The sequence below is a fragment of the Streptomyces sp. NPDC054813 genome (genome assembly GCF_053611365.1).
In genome coordinates this window covers 161,344-180,463 of the sequence record NZ_JBSHAF010000001.1, presented here as the reverse complement: position 1 = coordinate 180,463, position 19,120 = coordinate 161,344, and the positions used below count along the sequence as shown (strand labels likewise).

At 69.5% G+C, this 19,120-nt stretch carries 12 protein-coding genes and 2 pseudogenes; 9 read left to right on the top strand and 5 right to left on the bottom strand.

What is annotated here, in order from left to right; translation table 11 throughout:
• Positions 1-260 precede the first annotated feature (260 nt).
• The 5 genes and pseudogenes from ACWGJB_RS00765 to ACWGJB_RS00745 form a co-directional block, all read left to right on the top strand.
• Positions 261-1,772: a hypothetical protein gene (locus tag ACWGJB_RS00765; RefSeq protein ID WP_453378135.1), complete on the top strand. Its 1,512-nt coding sequence runs from the start codon at positions 261-263 to the stop codon at positions 1,770-1,772.
• Positions 1,773-1,937: 165 nt separating this feature from the next.
• Complete coding sequence (locus ACWGJB_RS00760) at positions 1,938-2,348, top strand: SpoIIE family protein phosphatase (protein ID WP_453378134.1); 411 nt, start codon at positions 1,938-1,940, stop codon at positions 2,346-2,348.
• A gap of 171 nt (positions 2,349-2,519) precedes the next feature.
• On the top strand, positions 2,520-6,104 hold the full coding sequence (putP, locus tag ACWGJB_RS00755; protein WP_453378133.1) for a sodium/proline symporter PutP: 3,585 nt from the start codon (positions 2,520-2,522) through the stop codon (positions 6,102-6,104).
• A gap of 172 nt (positions 6,105-6,276) precedes the next feature.
• On the top strand, positions 6,277-6,510 hold the full coding sequence (locus ACWGJB_RS00750) for a hypothetical protein (protein WP_453378132.1): 234 nt from the start codon (positions 6,277-6,279) through the stop codon (positions 6,508-6,510).
• A 119-nt stretch (positions 6,511-6,629) separates the two neighbouring features.
• Positions 6,630-6,985: pseudogene (locus ACWGJB_RS00745) on the top strand (asparaginase); the annotation flags it as partial.
• Positions 6,986-7,143: 158 nt separating this feature from the next.
• On the opposite strand, the gene ACWGJB_RS00740 reads toward ACWGJB_RS00745, so the two are convergent.
• The 3 genes and pseudogenes from ACWGJB_RS00740 to ACWGJB_RS00730 all read right to left on the bottom strand — a co-directional run.
• Entirely contained in the window at positions 7,144-7,815 is a 672-nt protein-coding gene (locus ACWGJB_RS00740) for an enoyl-CoA hydratase-related protein (protein WP_453378131.1), read from the bottom strand.
• Positions 7,802-8,170: a CoA transferase gene (locus tag ACWGJB_RS00735; RefSeq protein WP_453378130.1), complete on the bottom strand. Its 369-nt coding sequence runs from the start codon at positions 8,168-8,170 to the stop codon at positions 7,802-7,804. Before ACWGJB_RS00735 ends, ACWGJB_RS00740 begins: the two co-directional genes overlap by 14 nt.
• 309 nt (positions 8,171-8,479) lie before the next feature.
• Positions 8,480-9,154 (bottom strand): annotated as a pseudogene (locus ACWGJB_RS00730) (winged helix-turn-helix domain-containing protein); the annotation flags it as partial.
• Between the two features lie 142 nt (positions 9,155-9,296).
• On the opposite strand from ACWGJB_RS00730, the gene ACWGJB_RS00725 reads away from it, so the two are divergent.
• Complete coding sequence (locus tag ACWGJB_RS00725) at positions 9,297-11,255, top strand: glycoside hydrolase family 15 protein (protein ID WP_453378129.1); 1,959 nt, start codon at positions 9,297-9,299, stop codon at positions 11,253-11,255.
• A 520-nt stretch (positions 11,256-11,775) separates the two neighbouring features.
• Here ACWGJB_RS00725 and ACWGJB_RS00720 read toward each other — a convergent pair.
• Positions 11,776-13,884 carry an FUSC family protein gene (locus tag ACWGJB_RS00720; protein WP_453378128.1) on the bottom strand — a complete coding sequence of 703 codons (2,109 nt, stop codon included), beginning with the start codon at positions 13,882-13,884 and terminating at the stop codon, positions 11,776-11,778.
• Positions 13,885-15,625: 1,741 nt separating this feature from the next.
• Here ACWGJB_RS00720 and panD point away from each other — a divergent pair.
• Genes panD through ACWGJB_RS00705 form a run of 3 tightly spaced genes read left to right on the top strand, consistent with a single transcriptional unit; the run spans position 15,626 to position 17,059 of the window.
• Positions 15,626-16,045: an aspartate 1-decarboxylase gene (gene panD, locus ACWGJB_RS00715; RefSeq protein WP_362722714.1), complete on the top strand. Its 420-nt coding sequence runs from the start codon at positions 15,626-15,628 to the stop codon at positions 16,043-16,045.
• Positions 16,046-16,066: 21 nt separating this feature from the next.
• Positions 16,067-16,411: a GNAT family N-acetyltransferase gene (locus tag ACWGJB_RS00710; RefSeq protein WP_360479393.1), complete on the top strand. Its 345-nt coding sequence runs from the start codon at positions 16,067-16,069 to the stop codon at positions 16,409-16,411.
• A 15-nt stretch (positions 16,412-16,426) separates the two neighbouring features.
• Complete coding sequence (locus ACWGJB_RS00705; protein WP_453378127.1) at positions 16,427-17,059, top strand: aspartate/glutamate racemase family protein; 633 nt, start codon at positions 16,427-16,429, stop codon at positions 17,057-17,059.
• A gap of 349 nt (positions 17,060-17,408) precedes the next feature.
• Here the strand turns inward: ACWGJB_RS00705 and gndA are convergent, their stop codons facing one another.
• A complete protein-coding gene (gndA, locus tag ACWGJB_RS00700; RefSeq protein WP_453378126.1) occupies positions 17,409-18,848 on the bottom strand; it encodes an NADP-dependent phosphogluconate dehydrogenase in 1,440 nt (479 codons plus the stop codon).
• Positions 18,849-19,120: the final 272 nt, after the last annotated feature.

The following is a 19,120-nucleotide window of genomic DNA, read 5'->3' as shown; positions in this document are numbered from 1 at the left end:
AAACCCAGGTCAGGCCCCTTTTCGCATGCGTCTGGAAGAAGCCGGGCCTCTTCGGCGAGTACGACACCAGCGGGTTCTTCGTCTGCTGGTAGTACGAACACTCTGTGCAGGTTGACCTGCGCATTTAAGTGCCAGAAGCGACGCGCGATGGTTACCTGGCCCGTAAGTGCTCCGGATCTTGACTGTGGCTGCCCGCCCAGGCGCGGTCGCGGCGCTTGGTGCGGCGGACGACCCTTTGGGCTGCCGCAACAGCCGCCTTCTTGCTGACCGTTCAGCCGGCCGTGGCCGACGTGGTGGTCGGCGGCTACCAGTACAAGGACGAGGTCTGGGCGGCGTACCCGCTGCCCGAGCAGCCGAAGGTCCCGGGACACCCCGCGGACAGCCCCGGCCTCGAAGAGCCCACCCCGCCGCCCGGCGCCCGCGTACTCGCCCGACACGAGGTGGAGCCCCCGAAGTGGCCCGCCGGCGCCACCGCGATCGTGGATCTCGGCAAGGCGCCCCAGGTGCGCGGCCGCGCGGCGGCCGCGGCGGGAGGCACGGTGAAGGCCGCCTCGACGCCCGTCTCGCTGTCGCCCGCCGCTCCGTCGGCGCTCGGCGGCCGGGCCAGGGCACTCCTCGGCAGGGCGCCGGTCGGGGCGGCCGGCACGGTACGGGTGCGACTCGCGGACCGCGGGCAGGCGAAGCGGGCCGGCGTCGACGGCGTGCTGGTCGGCCTGTCCCGCGCCGACCGGCGCACCGACGCTGGCGGTGTGTCCGTCTCACTGGACTACAGCGCCATCGCGCAGGCGTACGGCGGCGGTTGGACCTCCCGGCTGCGGCTGGTGGCGATGCCGGCCTGTGCCTTGACGACGCCTCAGGTCACCGCCTGCCGTACTCGCACGCCGCTGGAGTCGGTCAACGACTCGCGGTCCCACAAGGTCACCGGCACCCTCGCGGTGCCCGCCGGAACGGCCGCGCAGCCGACGGGCGGCACCACCGCCAAGGCGACCGGCAACGTGCAGCGCTATGACTGGGCCACCGAGTCCAACTACTACAACATGGGCTACGGCCAGGTCGCCGAGAACGACAAGGGTGGCAAGATCACCAAGTACGTCCGTGGCGGGCGCCTCACCCAGATCTCGTACGGCTACCAGCTGGCCGACGCCAGGGCAGGCCGGGAGCCGGCCGCCAAGGTGGTCTTCCGTGCCGCGCAGCGCTGCACCACCTCCGACACGGTCTGCAAGGCGGACAACCTCTCCTCGAAGACCGCGAAGGACTGGCCGGACACCCCGTACGACCTGCACTGCGAGTCCGACTGGAAGAACAAGGTCGACAACGACGACACCGACGGCGTCTGCCTGACCTCCGGTCCGACCTTCTGGTCGACGTACCGGCTCAAGGGCGTCGACGCCTCGGTGCGGACCTCCTCCGGCTGGCAGGACGTCGACAGCTACGAACTCCAGCAGGTGTTCTCGGACGCGGGCGGCACCTACGACCCGGTCACCGGCAACACCCAGGACCCCAAGAGAACGGGCTCGCTCCAGTCGGTGATGTGGCTCTCGTCCATCGTCCACACCGGCAAGGACACCTCGGCCGGCGGCGACAAGAACATCGTCAACGTCGCCAGTAAACGCTCCCTCGGTGAGCAGCGTGCATTGGTCGGCCAGCCGTCCCTGTCCTGCTCCAGGTCCAAGACCGCCCTGAACGCCGTCACCGTCCACTTCGCCCGCGAACTCGCCGAACCCGCACCCGCACCAGTCGCCCGGTTCGTACCCGCGCCCACCGACCGCTGAGGAGCACCCGATCCTGTCCGGCATCCCCCTCGGGGTTCTCGACCTCGTCCCGGTCTCGTCCGGCTCCACCGCCGAGGCACTGCTGGCACAGGACGGCGCTTCCTCGCGCTGCTGGAATCGGCTCCCGACGCCCTGCTGAACACGGACGGCCGAGGTGTCATCGTCATGGCCAATGCGCAGATGCAAGGACACCTTCCGGTCATCGCCCTGCCCCCCGGCGGGCCAGCCCGAACGCTCCGGACGCCGGTCGGGGTACCGCTGGGCGTCAACGATCCGTGTGGCGCAGGGGTGCCGTTCCGGCAGGCGACCCGACCGGTGCCGCCGGGCTCCACGTTGGCCGTCTATACCGACGGATTGGTCGAAAGGCCCGGCACCGACATCGAGAACCAGATCGACACTCTCGCCCGCACGCTCGACTTGGCGCTGAAAGGAGCACCCGTCGATCAGCAGGGCCTCGACCAGGCCGCAGACCTGTTGGTCAAGACGCTCCTGCCGGACATGGCCACGCATGACGACGATGTGACACTGCTCTTGATCGGGCTGCCCAGGCCGAAGGGAGAGGGCGTTCGTGCCTGATTGCCGCGATGGCGATCTTCTTCGACCTCGGCGTGGCACAGTGTCCGTGCCGGCACCGGCGCGGGTGGCACCGGCCGCCGACGGCGACCGTAATCTGTACATTTGTAGGGATCACGACTGTCGGTCGTGCGGTTGTAGGCCCGTGCTCATGAACCTCGCAGGCGAGGCATTATGTCCGGCTTGAGTGCACCGATCGTGGCCACGTTCCTCGTGTACGTGGCCGTCATGATCGGAACTGGTGTCTGGGCCTATCGCCGTACGCACACCTTCGCCGACTTCGCCCTGGGCGGCCGCAGGCTCCCCGCGTTCGTCGCTGCCCTGTCCGCAGGGGCCAGCGACATGTCCGGCTGGCTGTTCCTGGCGTTCCCCGGAGCGGTGTACGCGGCCGGTATCGGGGCCAGCTGGATCGCGGTCGGCCTGGTGCTCGGTACGTATTTCAACTGGCTGTTCGTCGCGCCGAGGCTGCGCACCTACACGGAGCGCGCCGGGAACGCGGTGAGCCTGTCGGCCTACCTGGAGGAGCGGTTCGAGGACCGCACCCGGATGCTCCGGATGGTCTCGGCTGCGGTGACCCTTGTGTTCTTCACCGTTTACGTCGCCAGTGGGCTGGTAGCCGGCGGGCTGCTGTTCGGGCACATCTTCGGTGCCGGGTTCAGGCTCGGGGTGGCCCTGACCGCCCTGGTGATCGTCGTCTACTCCTGCCTGGGCGGCTTCCTGGCCGTGAGCCTGACGCACGTCATGCAGGCCACGCTGATGTTCCTCGCCCTCCTCGTGCTCCCCGTCGTCGGTATCGCGACGCTCGGCGGCTTCGGTGCGCTTCGTGACGCCCTCGACAGCAGGACGCCCAGCCTGTTGGACATGGGTGCCACGGTCGACTTCGTGAACGGGCGGTGGTCGGGAGGCGGCGGGTCGCTCGGCGCCGTCTCGATCATCTCGTTGCTTTCGTGGGGCCTCGGCTATTTCGGGCAGCCGCACATCCTGGCCCGGTTCATGGGCATCCGCAGTACCGGTGCCGTACCCGCAGCCCGTCGGATCGAGACCGGGTGGGTGGTCGTGGTGCTGGCCGGTGCCACAGTGGTCGGCCTCCTGGGCATCGCGCAGTTCGGCACGCCGCTCCATGACCCGCAGACGGTGTACATCGCTCTGAGCCGGACCCTGTTCAGTCCGTGGGGCGCCGGTGTGATGCTGATCGCGGTGCTCGCCGCGATCATCTCGACCGCGGACAGTCAGCTCCTCGTGTCGTCCGTCGCCCTCACGGAGGACTTCTACCACGCGTTCCTCAAGCGGCGCGCCTCGGACGAGGCACTGGTGTGGGTGGGTCGCGCCGCCGTCGTCCTCGTGACCCTCGTGGCCTCCGTGATCGCGCTCAGGGGCGGCGGGCTGCTGGGGATCGTGGGGTACGCCTGGGCGGGCTTCGGAGCCGCTTTCGGCCCGGTGGTCCTGCTCTCGCTGTACTGGCCGCGCATGACCTGGGCAGGGGCCATGGCCGGGATCGTGTCCGGCGCAGTCACGGTGCTCCTGTGGCGTGTGGTCAAGCCGCTGCACGGCCCCTTCTGGTCGGGCGTCTACGAGATGATTCCGGGCGTCCTGGTCGCCACGGTCGCGGCACTGATATTCGGCAGGTTCGTTGGCCGGCCCCCGAAACGGGCCTTCTGGCGGATGCCGGGCGGCGGGGTGAGCCAGCTGATGCTCACCCCCTTCCTCAGCCACGCACCGGTCGGTATCGCCGTCCTCGACACGGATCTGCGGTACGTCTGGGTGAACGAGCCACTGGCCCGCCAGATCCCCCTCAAACGGCGGCTGGGACGGCGGATGGCGGAGGTCCTGCCGCAAGCCGAGGCCGATGCCTTCGAGGAGCAGATGCGCGAGGTTCTTCGCACCGGTGCTCCGGTGATGGACTACGAGTACCAAGGTGCCGGCTACGCGGTGCACGATCGGAGTCGCGCGATCTCCGCCTCCTTCTTCGCGATGAAGGACCGCCACGACCGGAACGTCGGCATCTGGTACATGATCATCGACGTTACCGAGCGGTGGCGGGCCCAGGAACGCCTGGCCCTGCTCAACGACGCCGCCGCCCGTATCGGAAGCACCCTGGACGTGACGCGGACCGCGCAGGAACTGGCCGACGACGCTGTGCCGGCCGTCGCCGACTTCGTCGCCGTCGATCTGCTGGACTCGGTCATGAGGGGTGAGGAGCCGGCACCCGGGCCGATCGGCATGGCGCCCGTCATCCGACGCGCGGCGCAGCAGTCGGTACGCGAGGGCTGTCCCGAGGCATCCCTGGCCGTGGGGGAGACGGTCCGGCGAGCCCCGTCGTCGCCCGTGACCCGCTGTCTGATGGAGAGCAGGACCCTGGTCGAACGGGTCTTGGACCGCACCAACAGTCCGTGGGTGACCGCGGACGAGACGCTGGGCGCCTCGTTCCTGGACTACGACTTCCGCTCGGTGATGGTGGTCCCCGTGCGGGCACGCGGCGTCACCCTGGGCGTGGCGACCTTCGCCCGATCACGGCGGCTGGGGCCCTTCGAGGAGGACGACGTACGTCTGGCCGAGGAACTCGTCTCCCGTGCGGCGGTGTGCATCGACAACGCACGCCGTTTCACCCGCGAACGCACGGCAGCCCGCTCCATGCAGCGCTACCTGCTTCCGCAAGACCTGACGGGAGGGTCCGCTCTCGCCGTGGCCTCGTGGTACCTCCCGGCCGATGCCCCCAGCGGTGTGGGCGGCGACTGGTTCGACGTGATCCCGCTCTCCGGGGCAAGGGTCGCGCTGGTCGTGGGGGACGTGGCCGGGCACGGCATCAACGCGGCGGCGACGATGGGGCGCCTGCGCGTTGCGGTACGCACGCTCGCCAACCTCGACCTCTCTCCGGACGAACTGCTGGCCCATCTGGACGATCTGGTAATCGGCCTCATGGGAGCGCACGACATCGATGCGCCGTTGGCGGCCGAGGGTGAGGCGACGGGCACCGCGTTCCTGGGCGCCACCTGCCTGTACGCCGTCTACGACCCGGTCAGCAGGCGGTGCACCATGGCCCGGGCCGGTCACCTCCCCCCGATGATCGTCGCTCCCGACGGCGCCGCCGACATTCTGGACCTGCCCGCCGGACCACCGCTCGGCCTCGGCTACCTCCCCTTCGAGTCCATCGAGACCGAGCTGGAAGACGGCAGCCTCATCGCCCTCTACACCGACGGCCTCATCGAGTCCGTCGACCGGGACATCGACGTCGGGCTCTCCCGGCTGGGCGATGCCCTCACGGCGCCCCCGCCGACCCTGACGGGGACCGGCCAACGAGTGATCGACAGCCTACTGACGGGTCCGCCTGCCGACGACGCGGCCCTGCTTCTCGCCCGGACCCGGGTCCTGGCCCCGGACCGCGTCGCCTCCTGGGACCTGCCCAGCGATCCGGCCGCCGTCGCGCACGCCCGCGACCTCGCGGCTCAGAAGCTGACGGAGTGGGGCATCCCCGATCTGACGTTCACCACGGAACTCATCGTCAGCGAACTGGTGACCAACGCCATCCGCCACGCGACCGGACCGGTGTGCCTGCGCCTTATCCGGGACCGCGGCCTGATCTGCGAAGTCTCCGACGCCAGCAGCACCTCGCCCCGCCTGCGCCACGCACGTACCACCGACGAGGGGGGACGGGGCCTGCTGATCGTTGCCCAGATGGCCCGCCGGTGGGGCACTCGTTACACGAAGACCGGCAAGATCATCTGGACGGAGCAGGTCATTGCGGCCGACGCGATCGACTAGTGCCGCGGCAGGCAACGTCCACCCGTCAAGGAGCGGCGTCCGGTGCGTGCTCTCGGCGTGCCCGCCGGAAGTCCTCGTACTGGATGTAGTTGGGCTTTCGGCCGGTGCGGCGAGAGTGCGTGCCGGGCGTCGGGACGGGGCGAACGTTGCCTCCTCGGACGGAGACGGCGGGGTGTTCGCCGTGTGGCGTGAGGGGACGACACAGAGCGCCACGGACGCGGCCCTCGACTACGCGCTCGCCGGCGCGTTCTGCACCGGAGCACAGCCGGTGTGGATGACGGCGATCGAGATGGCCGACGACCTGCTACCTGGCTGGTCCGCGCCGTCGGGAGCGGCGACGGTCCCCGTCAGCGGTGTACTGGTGGGATGCTGCGCCGGCCTCACCGGGGATCAGGCATCCTGTTGAGCGTCCAGTGGACGCAAAGCGGTGCGGACGCCCGGAGAGTTCGACCGCACACTGCTGGACCCCCGACCTCCTCGATCGGCAAGCCCTGACTTGACCGAACAGATCAGCATGCAGAACCAGCCCACCGTTCTTTCGTACTCGCCGTGCCCGGCACGCCCGAGCGGCAGGTTGCCGACGCCGTGCGAGCCCACCCCCAAGGACGTCGCCGGCACCCGCCGCCACGACACCTGGCTCATGCGGGAAGTACCGGGCGTCCTGTCGGAGGTGGGCGCGGAAGCGGTCCAAGCGGTCGCTCTGCCCCACGGCCGTGCCCGTCCCCTGGCCCTCAAGATCGAGGACGGCAGCGCCCGAGCCCTGGGGCCGGTCCTGGCCCGCGCGCTTGGTTTGCTCGGCGTGACGGACCAGTGATCAACCGCGTCGGACGTATGCCCCTGCTGGGCGGAGGCCGGGGGTGGGCGAGACACGGACGGTGTTCCGAGGCAGTGGTGCGGGGCGCGTGGTGGTCGTGATGCTCGCAGACGTCCCCCACCGGGCCACGTGCCCGGCCCATTCCCAGGATCAAACTGGTCCGGCCGGTGGGCCGGGCACCCGCAGCAGTGGGGGCCCGGCGCCCTCCGTCGGTTGCCTGCGGCGTCAGCCGCGTGGGTTGACCGTGTCGCGGAGGGACGCCAGAGCCGAGGCGTACATGCGTGCCTTGATGGTGCCGAGGGTGTCGCCGGCCTTGCTCAGCTGTGCCTGGGCGATCGCCACGGCCGTGGAGCGCACGGCGTCCTCAGCGACCGCCCGGTCGACGATGCCGACGGCCGCGGCGTCCGACCCGCCGTAGCGGCGGCCGGTGACCATGGCCTCGTGCGCGGTCTGCGGCGCCAGCCGGGACTGGATCAGGGCGGACATGCCGGGCGTGAAGGGGATGTTGATGTCGGCTTCGGGCAGGCACCAATAGCCACGGTCGGCGCGCATGACGCGGAAGTCGTGCGCGAGGGAGAACATCGCGCCCGCGGCGAAGGTGTGCCCCTGCAGGGCCGCCACGGTGATCATCGGTAGCGAGAACACGCGGGCGAAGAGCTCATGGACGGAGACGATGTAGTCCTGGTGCTGGTCGGCGTGGCCGGACAGCCACTCCAGATCCAGGCCGTTGGAGTAGAACTTGCCCGTCGCGGCGGTCACCAGGGCTCGCGGTCCTTCTGCCTTCTCCACCTCGTTCAGGGCGGCGTCGACGGACGCGATCCAGTCGGGGTGGAAGCGGTTCTCACCGTCTCCGAGGTCGAGCACGAAGACGTTGTCCTGGCGGTCAAGGGTAGGCATGTGCGCTCCTGGAAGGATGCGTGGTGTGAGGGAAGGGCGAGATCGGGCAGCGGGCTGCCGCGGGCGTGCTCCAGCTCCAGCACGGGAGCCATCGGGATGCTGTGCCTGGCGCACCCCTCTGTCCAGTCTGGCGTAGTCGACGCCGGCAAGGGCGGGTTGCGTGCGGCGACGTCCGCGTGCACTGGGTGCAGTTGGCGTTCCGGTTCAGCGTGGTCGTACCCGGCGGGACGCGGTGCCGGCCCACCCGTACGGTGTCGGAGGACGACTCGATCTTGATCACGTCGGCGCCGAGGTCACCGAGTGTCTGGGCCGCGTACGGACCCATCACCACGGTCCACCGGTGGATCACCCGCACCCTGTCGAGCGGCGCGGATGACGAAGGATTCCGCCATCCCCTCTTCCCTTCGCGCCGTGCGTCGTTGCGCCTGAGACGGAATGCTAAATGAGGAGCGACGGGAGATGGAATTATCAAAATGGGAACGGCGGTGTTACCGCAGTGGTCACACCGTTTCTCGGTATGTCCAGGGCTGTTGTCGGGCAGTCCATCGGGAGAGGATCCTCCCGTGAGTCAGCCCCTGCCGCAGTTGCCGAAGCCCGGGTTCGTCTTGATCCCATTCGAGGCCCCAGCCGAGGTGCCACCCAGACTCCGGCTTCGGTCAGCCGTCGAGGCGGCCAGGTTGCCCAGGTCGCGCTTGACCAACGCCCAGATACCTTCGGTCGGATTGAGGTCAGGGGCGTAAGCCGGGAGTTGGAACACGGTCAGCCACTCGGCATCGCGTCGACAAATTCCTTCATACCGGCGGGCAGGCGGAGGCGGACGTTGTCCCAGACCAGCAGGATCGGGGCCCCGAGCGTCCCGCCAGCCGAAGCCCTTCGGCTCGTCCTTACGCCCTTGATTCTCGCGGATCGCATAGATGAGCTGGGACCGTCGGCCGGGTTTGAAGCAGGCCATGTCCGCCATCGACACCCGCCCGGAGCCCCGGCCCCGCACCCGCACCCGCACGACCGGGGTCTGACCGATCCGACCGCTCCGCTCGATGGCCCGCCTGGCCTGCTGCCAGCTCCAGCCATGCCGCTTCAGTAACCGCTACGTGCCCTCGACGGTGCAGGAGACGTGGAACAGCCGGCCGATTAACCTCTTGATCCGCGCCGGCGTCCACCGCCGGTCCGCCCGGTCGTGGACCAGCGTGCCACGCTCCAACTCTCGCTCCAGCCTGGCGATCTGCGTTTCGCTGAGCCGGGACCGCCCGGCCTCGAAGCGGACGACAGCCTGCAACCTGATCCGCTCCCGCGCGGCCCTCTCTGCGTCGGTCAGCCCACCACCCTGCGCGTACCTCACCTCCCCAGGAGCTACCGGAGGAGTAATGCGAACCCGCGGCATGCCGGGCAGTCTGGAGGTGGGGGCGCAAGGTGTGTCCGCGAGGGGCACGGCGGTAGCAGTGACGTCACCGCTCACGCCAGGCGGGACGGGAAGAGGCCCCATGAACGAATATCCGCTGATCGACGACCACGGACTCATCGGTGACCTGCAGACGGCCGCGCTGGTCTCCACCGAGGGAACGATCGACTGGTTCTGCAGCCCGCGATTCGACTCGCCAAGTATCTTCGGAGCACTGCTCGACGGTGCGAACGGCGGTCACTGGACGATTGCTCCCCGGGCGCCGACGTATGCGACCAAGCAGCTCTACTACCCGGACACCTGTGTGCTGCTCACCAGATTCATGACCGAGCAAGGCGTCGGATCGGTCGTGGATTTCATGCCGCCTGCTTCTCCACGTAATCCGACAAGCAATCACCGGCTGGTCCGCATGCTGCGGTGCACACGCGGCGAGATCTCGTTCGACATCGAGATCGCCCCTCGGTTCGACTACGCGCAGCAACCATATGAGGTCACCTCGCATATGGGCGGCTGGCATTTTGCCAGCCGAGGTACAGATGTGACCGTCCATGTGGTGGACACACCTGACGTTGAGTGCGTGAGCGACCGCAGGATTCGGTCAGATGGCGTGTGCATGACTGTAAGGCTACGAGCTGGTATGACCCGCGGCCTGGTGCTGGAGACGTTCGCTGACGGTCCGCCACGCATCGTTTCGCCGCAGGAATGCGAGCAGCTACTGGAGGACACCATCGCCTTCTGGCACAACTGGCTGGCGCGTTCGCGCTACACCGGACGGTGGCGGGAGACGGTCAACCGCTCCGCCATGACGCTCAAACTCATGACGTACGCCCCGTCCGGGGCCATGGTCGCGGCTCCGACCACCAGTTTGCCGGAACAGGTCGGAGGCGAGCGCAACTGGGACTACCGCTACGCGTGGGTACGTGATGCCTCCTTGTCCCTTCACGCGCTGCTCGGGCTGGGATTCACCGAGGAGGCCGTGGCGTTCACCGAGTGGCTGGGCGACCGCGTTCAGGAATACACCGGTCCTGGCGAACACCCTCTGAAGGTCATGTACCGCGTCGACGGCTCCTCCGACCTGGCAGAGCAGACCCTGGGCCACTGGGAGGGCTACCGGCACTCCGCTCCGGTGCGGGTCGGCAACGGTGCCGCTGACCAGTTGCAGCTCGACATCTACGGATCGGCACTGGAGTGCCTCCATTTCGCCGACCAGCAGGGTCTGCCGACAACCTGCCGCATCTGGCAGACGCTGATCAACACGGTGGACTGGGTGTGCGAGAACTGGGGCCGTCCCGAAGCCGGTATTTGGGAAACGCGGGGCGGTGACAAGGACTTCACCTATGGACGACTCATGAGCTGGACCGCGCTGGATCGGGCCATACGCATGGCCGCCCGGAGCGGCCGCCCCGCCGAGGTGCAGCGCTGGACGAAGGAACGCGACGCCATCTACTGGCAGATCCTGCGGCGAGGGTGGAGCCCGGAGCGTGCAGCGTTCACGCAGTACCTGGGCAGCGACGTCCTGGACTCCGCGCTTTTGCGGATGCCTACGGTAGGGTTCATCCCCCCGCAGGATCCGCGGTGGCTCTCGACCTTGGACGCGATCAGGAAAGATCTCGTGTCCGACGGCCTCGTATACCGGTACGACCCCTCTGCCTCTCCCGACGGACTGCTCGGTTTCGAGGGCACCTTCTCGGCGTGCACTTTCTGGTACGTCGAAGCCCTCGCTCGCGCCGGCCATCTGCGTGAAGGGCGACTCGTCTTCGAGAAGATGCTCACCTACGCCAACCATCTCGGCCTGTACTCCGAGGAGATCGGGCTGACCGGCGAGCAACTCGGCAACTTCCCACAAGCATTGACTCACCTCGCCCTTGTCACCGCCGCGCTTAGCCTGGATGCCCATCTCGACGCCGCCAGGCCGGGCTTCCCTCCCACCTCTGCGGTTCCGGTTCCCTTTCTCTACGCGCAACCGATGGCGGCAGCGGCCGGAGGTCCACCTGTCACGCCGACCACCCCGTATCCGTCGGACCACGTCATCCGCAGGTGAGCGCACCACCCTTTCCCCATCGGTCCGCCACCTGCGGTAGCAGGCCGCGTCCACCGGTGATGGCAAGGCGGTCGTGAGAGCCGGCACGGCTACAGGGTGCGCGATGACCATGGGCAAGCCCGTCAACACGCCACTGAGAAGGCTTCGGCCACGGCCGACCAGCCTGTTGCGGCATCGCTGCGCGGTGGTTGGATCCTGCTGATCGAGATTGCCGATCTACGGTTGCCGTTGCCAGGTGACTGCACCATCGACGCCCTCGCCCGACCGCTGACGACACCGGCAGCCTGGTGAACGCAAGGGTCGGCCATTCTTACTGGGGCGATCGGCACGGAGCTGCTGTTGCGCGACCTGGCGCGTGCGCGCAACTCGACAGGTAATCGGCTTGATGGTCAGGTCGGGGTAGGGATCCGGCACGCGTCGCGCCGCCCTGCACTGGCGTCGATCCCCAGGGCCTACCCGGCTTCGCCCGTCCCCCCGGCAGGGACCCCACGGTCAGGGCGGACAGCGACTTTGCGGAGTTTCAGGCTGCCGAGTGGCGACCGCGGCGGTGGCGGGAGGCGATGGTGGCGGTCAGGGCCTCCACGGCGTCGACGGTTGCGGTGCTCAGGACGACGGCGCGGCTGGTCGTGGCGCTCCCGAAGCCGTCGGGTGTCTCGGCCAGCAAGCCGGAGCGGGCGGTGAAGGAGTCGAAGACCGACCGCAATGCCCCCGGGGCCACTGTCTCGGCTCCGGCGGAGGCGCGGGCCAGGGCCGTGAGGTGTTCGTGCAGCGGATCGACCAGTTCGGTCAGCTCCGGCACGGTGTCCTGAGGAGTACGCGGCAGGTGTTCGCCCAGCAGGGTGGCGCATTCGGCAACCGTGGACACCTGAGTCCTGATCTGCTCCAGCTGCACACTCGACCAGGGGCCGCGGTGCTCTGCCGGCTCGGCGTGCGACTGCTCCACCGCGGCCTCCAGGTGCTCCCTGACCTGCCGTGACCGCGCCCGCAGCGCGTCGACGGCTGCCGGGTCGGTCGCCCCGACGTCGGCGTAGCCGGTCAGCAGCTCTGGCAGCAGCCGGTCCTGCACCCGCAGCCACTCCGCGAGCAGGCCCGGCACCCGCCGGGTGGACCAGGTCGGCCAGACCAGGAAGATGAGCACGGCGATCGCGGCGCCGACCACCGTGTCGGCGGCGCGCGCCCACGCTGTGGGCCCGGGCAGCCCGCCGACGTGGTGGATCAGGAAGACGATCCAGGTGGTCAGCCATAGATTGAGCATCAACTGCCCAGTCCGCAGGGTCACAAACGACGCAGCGGCCAGCACTACCGCCACGACCGCGAGGCTGACGGGCGTCCAGTTCGGCAGGGACAGAATCCAGGCGAACAGGCCACCCAGCACGGACCCGGCCGCACGTCCCCAGCCGCGGGCGAGGGTATGACCGTACTCGGGGAAGAGCACCAGCATGGTGGTCAGGGCCACCCAGAAGCCGTGCGTGGAGATGCCCAGCCCGCCCCACCCGCCGATCGACCGGCCGATGACCTCGGCGAGCACCACGCCCACTGCGAGCCGCACCGCATGGCGGAATATCGGTGATTGGGGGTGCAGCTGCGCCCGGATCCGCCGGGCGGTGCGTGCTACGGAGGGGGTGCCCGCGTACAGGCCCGGCACCTCGGTGTGGGGTTCCAGTACATCGCCCAGGCGGTCGTCGGTCGAGCGTCGGGCCAGCTGCTCGGCCGTCCGTAGCCGTGCGGCCAGATCGCGCGGGCCGCGCACGGGCGAGACGGCCGCCCAGGACTCCAGGAGGGTCCAAGCTTCCTCGGGGGTGCGGTGCTCGCGGCCGGAGGCCACCGTACGGGAGATGTCGCCCAGGACCTGCGCCGCAGCGGCCAGTGCCTCCTGGTTCCCGGCCGCCGCTACCGTCAGCCGCACCGTGTGCAGCGCGCGGCGGATGCGCTCGGCCTCTCCCAGCAGTCCGAACATGGCCGCCGCCGCCGGTCGGCTCAACTGCGGCAGCACGTCCAGGGCCTGCCGGGCCGCCGTGAACGGAGCGGACCCGCCCAGGCCGGCGGAGCCGGCCGCGACCGAAGCCTCGGCGAGCGACTGGTACAGAGCTGCAAGGGCGCGGCGCTGGGCGGCGAACCGCGGACCGTACGGGGGGAGCAGTTGCACCCCCACGACGACTCCGGTCCCGACCGCGATCCAGCCGGCGATCACCAGGCCGCCATGTACGTCGGGAGCGAGATCAGCCGTGATCATCAGCCCGATGACCGCGAGGCAACCCCGGATGCCGGGCGCGATGCCCATCGTCCGCCACAGCCCGGTGGCGAACGCTGCGACCGCGAGCACCAGCAGGAACAGCCAGGTAGTGCCGTGCACCAGAGCCCCCAGCACCGCCATGGCGCTGAAGGCCGCGGCCATCCCGAGCGCGTTCACCACAGGGTGTCGCAGCGGGCTCAGCAGCGTACCGATGCCGCAGATGAACGCACCGACGCTGGCCATGGCCCCGGCCACCGGGTCGTCCAGCACCAGGCCGAGGACCGTGGCGAGCAGCACGGACAGTACGGCCCGTGCGATCGCCGACGGGGCGGCGAATGCCCGTTGAATGCGCAGCCCGTCCCGGCTGATCGTGACCAGCGAGGACCACCAGCGCATGTCCGGGCCTCCTTGGCGGCGCGGCGCGGGAGCAGCGCTCTCATCCTCTGCCAGCTCCGGCCTGGCTGCCACTCGCCCCCTGGAGGGCGCCACTCAGGGTCGTGAGACCGGCGGTCACCGTGCGTTCGTCTGAACAGCTCCGGGCCCGGCTGCGGAATGCGCCAGGCCCGCGCCTACGAGGCGTTCACGCCGGCCGAGCGCGTCCTGCTCATCACGCTCCTGCACCCCTCACCGAACTCGTCGCCGCTTCCGACACCGGCTCCGATTGAAGATCGTGCAGTCGCGGGAGCACGCCTTTCCGTACTTCGGCTGCATGACTCTCCGTAGGGTGGCCACGACAAGGGCCTCACGTGCCCTGCCGACTCACGCTGACCGGACGCGCACCTGACAAAGGGACGGTGCCGGGCGTCCCTTCCGGCACCGTCCGGGGGCACCAGACCGGGCAAGGACACCACCCTCTCCGACAAGCGGATCTTCCCAGAGGTCCTCGTGGACGACGAGTTACTGTCCCTGGTGACTGTCCGCATCGGAATCGGTAGTGGGTCTGTCCGGAATCAACACACTGATACGACAGGGACCTGGCCGCGGTCCGGCAGAGGCTGCACACATCTCATCGATCTCGGTTCACTGCGACAGCACAGGAGCCGGGGCTGGCACGCGTGCGCGCTGTGCCAGGAGTACACCGAACACTCGGCGACCTCCGCGCGGGCGGATGTCGGCTACTGGCCATGCCGAGATCAGGGCCGTCTCGGACGACGGGGTGCTCTACGTCGCCCCGAACCTGAGCCTGCCTTGCGCGGGCGGGTCAACCGCCCCGGCCTCGCCGCGATCCGGTGAATGCCCGAGGCCGTTGCGACACAAGTGATCAACTGGCTATGGCCCGGATCTGCGAGGCGCTCGGCTGGTGTTTCCCAGCCGAGCGTTTTGTGTGACAGGCCGTTTCAGCTCGGCAGCCACATCTGATGGCCTCTGGGAGGCCGCCTTGGAGGCCGCCGACCAAGACGGTGGCCCCAACGCTGCCGACCTGGCGATGAGAGGGATGAACCACCAGCTCAGCGGCTTCACCTCAACCTGGCATCAACAGGCATCAGGGCCCACTGGCTCCTGCTTGCGGCAGTCGTCGCCCGGTCCACGGAGCATGCCAAATAGCTCCGTGAGCGAATCCTTCTTGCCCCGGCCGGCACCCGCCGACGACGGCGGCTATCGCCTGGCAGAGGCTCTCCAGTTCCTGCCGCGGGAGGTCGTCGCCCCACGCCCTGCTGCTCGCCCGCTCCCGCACTGGGCGGTGCGATCACTCAGCGCCATCTTGTGGGCAGGGCATGCGGAGGCACCCGTCCAGCTCGGGTCATTGCCGGCTCGTGACCCAGACGTGCGAGTGCGGCGCACTCTGGCCGCTGAAGTGGCGAAACCGATCTGCGCAGCAGTGCCGTGGCGACATTGCTCGCCACTGACCCCAGACACAGCGTCCGCAGGCTCCTGCTCTGGCTCCCTTCGGCTTGCCTGATGAGAAATCAGGTAGGTCGGCATCCAATCGGCATTGGGCCGGGACGATCTTCCTTGCTTGCTCCTGGCCTACGGCTCCGCGGCAGCGTAATTTGCAGGGATCGCGCAGGTCAGAAGCCTGCTCGCCACGGTGCACGATGTTATGGAAAGTCTTCGAGTCGAAGGTATGCCGATGTACAGTGAATGACGCCCCTGACCTGCAAAAAGCTAGCAGGGAGCCGTCTTCCAGGAGTTCAAAATGCTGCGCACCATGTTCAAGTCCAAGATCCACCGGGCCACCGTCACCCAGGCCGACCTGCACTACGTGGGATCGGTGACCATCGACGCCGACCTTCTCGACGCCGCCGACCTGCTCCCCGGTGAGTTGGTCCACATCGTCGACATCAGCAACGGCGCCCGGCTGGAGACGTACGTCATCGAGGGCGAGCGGGGCTCCGGGGTCGTCGGGATCAACGGGGCGGCCGCCCATCTCGTCCACCCCGGCGACCTGGTGATCATCATCAGCTACGCTCAGGTCACGGACGCCGAGGCGCGTACGCTTCGGCCGCGGGTCGTGCACGTCGACCACGACAACCGCGTCGTGGCGCTCGGCGCCGACCCGTCCGAGCCGGTACCCGGCTCGGACCAGGAGCGCAGCCCGCAGGCCGTGTCGGCCTGACCGGCGGACCAGGAGGGCGACATGAGCGACATCGAGATCCGCGACGACCGGCAGGCGGGTCGTCTGGAGGCGGTCGCCGGCGACGAAGTCGTCGGCCACGTCGAGTACTTCGTGCTGGAGTCGCCCTCCCGGGCCCTGGTGCCGGTCCACACCATCGTGGAACCGGAACACGAGGGGAAGGGCATCGCGGGCTCCCTCGCCCGCGAGCTGTACGCGATCGCCGAGCGCGAGGACACCCCGGTGGCCCCGCTCTGCCCGTACGTCGTCAGGTGGGCCGAACGCCACCCCGAGGTGGCGCCGGCGGCGGACCCCGAGCTGCTGCGCGCGGCGAAGGAGTGGCTGGTCGCCCACCCCGGTCGCTTCTGATCTGAGGAACCACAGGTGCTCGCCCTCCTCCACACGTCCCCCCTCCACATCCCCGTCTTCGACGCCCTGCGCGACGAGGACCACCCGGGTCTGGCGCTACGGCACCTCGTGGCACCGGAACTCCTGGCCCGGGCCCGCCGGGAGGGCCCCGAGGCGGTGGCACCGGAGGTCACGGCGGCCCTGGAGCGGGCGGCGGCGGACGGTGTACGGGCCGTGCTCTGCACCTGCTCGACGATCGGCGAGGTGGCGGAACGGGCCGCCGACAGGATCGGCGTCCCGGTAGTCCGAGGCGACCGCCCGATGGCGACGGCGGCCGTGACGGCGGGCCCCCGCGTCGCCGTCCTGGCGACGGTCGAGAGCACCCTGGCTCCGACCCTGGCCCTGATCGAGGACGAGGCCCGGCGCGCGGACCGCCCGATCCGTGCCCGCGCCCAGGTCGTGGCCGACGCCTGGACCCATTTCGAGGCCGGCGACATCGAGGGATGCGCCCGCCTGGTGGCAGCCGCCGCGGACACCGTGACCGACGCCGACGTGATCGTCCTGGCCCAGGCCTCGATGACCTCGGCCCAGCAGCTGACGACCACGACCGTGCCGATCCTCTCCAGCCCGCGCCCCGGCCTCGCGGCGGCGGCACGGGCGGCAGAGTGAGTGCACGCGCCGCGTTCGGGTACGCGAGGAAGTAGACCCAGAGGTGAAGTCGAGCCACTGGCCGGAGGACGCCATGACGAACCCGCAGCCCACCCCGGTACCCCCCACCCCCCAGCCTCCGGACCCCTACCCCAGCCCGGTCCCCACCCCGGAACCGCCCCCGTCCCCGGGCCCCGTCCCCACCCCACCACCGCCGACCCCCACCCCGTCCCCCGGCCCCCCGAACCCGGACCCCACCCCGGAACCGGGCCCACCCCTCACCTGACAACGGGCACACACGACCGAAGGGGCGCGGGGAACTGCGCGAACCCGCAGCTCACCCGCGCCCGCTTCCGGCGGTCAGGTCCGCCTACGCGGTGACCTCGCTGCGGTCCCCGCCCCACAGCGTGTGGAACGCACCCTCCTGGTCCACCCTCCGGTACGTGTGCGCTCCGAAGAAGTCCCGCTGCCCCTGTGTGAGCGCCGCGGGCAACCGCTCCGCCCGCAGTGCGTCGTAGTACGCCAGCGCCGCCGAGAAGCCGGGCACCGCGACCCCCTCCCGGGTCGCCGCGATGATCACCTCACGCCAGTCGTCCTGCGCCCCGGCGATCTCCCGGGCGAACGTCTCGTCGGACAGCAGGCTCGGCAGATCCGCCCGCGCGTCGTACGCCGCCCGGATCCGGTCCAGGAACGCCGCCCGGATGATGCAGCCGCCCCGCCAGATCGAGGACACCGCACCGAGGTCGACGTTCCAGTCGTACTCGTCGCTGCCCGCCTGGATCTCGTGGAAGCCCTGCGTGTACGACACGATCTTCGACGCGTACAGCGCCTGCTCCACCCGGTCCGCGAACGCCGCCGCCTCCGCCTCGGACAGCGCCGTCGGCTTCGGGCCGGCCAGGCCGCGCGAGGCCGCGCGCAGATCCGCGTGGCCCGACAGGGAACGCGCGAAGACCGCCTCGGCGATCCCCGACACCGGCACGCCCAGGTCGAGCGCGATCTGGACGGTCCAGCGGCCGGTGCCCTTCTGCTCGGCCTGGTCCACCACCACGTCCACGAACGGCTTGCCGGTCGCCGCGTCCACGTGCGCCAGCACTTCCGCCGTGATCTCGATGAGGTACGAGTCGAGGCGGCCCGTGTTCCAGGTCCGGAAGACGTCCGCGATCTGCGCGGGGGAGTACCCGGCGACGTCCCGCAGCAGCTGGTACGCCTCGCCGATCAGCTGCATGTCGGCGTACTCGATGCCGTTGTGGACCATCTTCACGAAGTGCCCGGCACCGTCGGGGCCGATGTGTGTCACACACGGCGCGCCGTCGGCCGCCTTCGCCGAGATCTTCTCCAGCATCGGCCCCAGCGAGTCGTACGACTCCTTCGGGCCGCCCGGCATGATGCTCGGCCCGTGCAGCGCGCCCTCCTCGCCGCCGGAGACGCCCATGCCGACGAAGTGGATGCCCTGTTCGCGCAGCGCCTTCTCGCGGCGCCGGGTGTCCGCGAAGTGCGCGTTGCCACCGTCGATGATCATGTCGCCAGGCTCCAGGAGCGGTGCAAACTCCTCGATCACCGCATCCGTCGGGTCACCGGCCTTGACCATGATGACCAGCCGGCGGGGCCGTTCCAGCGCCTCCACGAACTCCTTGGCGGTCTCGGCCGCGATGAAGTCGCCCTCGTCCCCGAAGTTCTCCACCAGCTCGTGTGTCTTGGACACCGTGCGGTTGTGCAACGCCACCGTGTAGCCGTTGCGCGCGAAGTTCCGGGCGAGGTTGCGGCCCATGACCGCGAGACCCGTGACGCCGATCTGCGCCGAAGTGCTCATACCGCCTGCTCCTCAAAGATCAAGTCGATCCCGTAGAACGTGCAAGGGATGCTGCCGCCCCTCATGCCCGCCAGTATTGCCCAAAGGCCATCCTGACTCGCCGTTCGACCGGCCGCACTTGCAGATACGGACCACAGGGGCCGACGCCTCAGTAGCCTCACGAGACACTTCGCGGGGGTGCCGTGCGGCTCTCCGGGCTGACGGAGGATCAATTCCGCTTCGTGCTGCCCCGCTTCACGGCGTGACGACCGTGCCCCCAGGTGCGAGAGGCG